Below are 596 nucleotides of genomic sequence, written 5' to 3'. Positions count from 1 at the left end.
TAATAGGTTCGAGGTGGAAGCGTGGTGACACGTGGAGCTGACGAATACTAATCGATCGAAGACTTAATCAATTTTTAAAAAACATTTTGCGACGCAAAATCTTACTTACTATCTAGTTTTGAATGTATAATCATTCATTTGTCTGGTGACAATGGCAAGGAGGTCACACCTGTTCCCATGCCGAACACAGAAGTTAAGCTCCTTAGCGCCGATGGTAGTCGGACTGACGTTCCGCTAGAGTAGGACGTTGCCAGGCAAAATATTACTATTCCGCAGTAGCTCAGTGGTAGAGCTATCGGCTGTTAACCGATCGGTCGTAGGTTCGAATCCTACCTGCGGAGCCATATGGAAACGTACTCAAGTTGGCTGAAGAGGCGCCCCTGCTAAGGGTGTAGGTCGCGAGAGCGGCGCGAGGGTTCGAATCCCTCCGTTTCCGTTATTTGTTTATACCTCGTTAAATCCCGTAAAACAAAACGTTGATTTGACGGGGTTTTGTTATATCTTGTTATCTATCGTTAAACCTCGTAAGTTAAACTAAACGTTCCTCTATATTGTTAAATTGATAAAAACGCCACCCGCAATATTAAATTACGTTT

Annotated in this window: 2 tRNA genes and 1 rRNA gene; all 3 read left to right on the top strand. The window is 43.6% G+C overall.

The features are described from left to right. Positions 1 to 141: 141 nt before the first annotated feature. The 3 genes from rrf to IE142_RS40070 all read left to right on the top strand — a co-directional run bounded on the left by rrf (position 142) and on the right by IE142_RS40070 (position 436). A 5S ribosomal RNA gene (gene rrf, locus IE142_RS40080) occupies positions 142 to 256 on the top strand. A gap of 13 nt (positions 257 to 269) precedes the next feature. Further along, positions 270 to 344 (top strand) — tRNA-Asn (locus IE142_RS40075). Between the two features lie 3 nt (positions 345 to 347). Then, a tRNA-Ser gene (locus IE142_RS40070) sits at positions 348 to 436 on the top strand. Positions 437 to 596 lie beyond the last annotated feature (160 nt).

Origin of the sequence: Streptomyces mutabilis (assembly GCF_014649815.1) — a bacterium.
Lineage (GTDB): Bacteria > Actinomycetota > Actinomycetes > Streptomycetales > Streptomycetaceae > Streptomyces > Streptomyces mutabilis.
The sequence above is the reverse complement of the archived record's forward strand: the minus strand, read 5'-3'. Positions and strand labels throughout refer to the sequence as shown.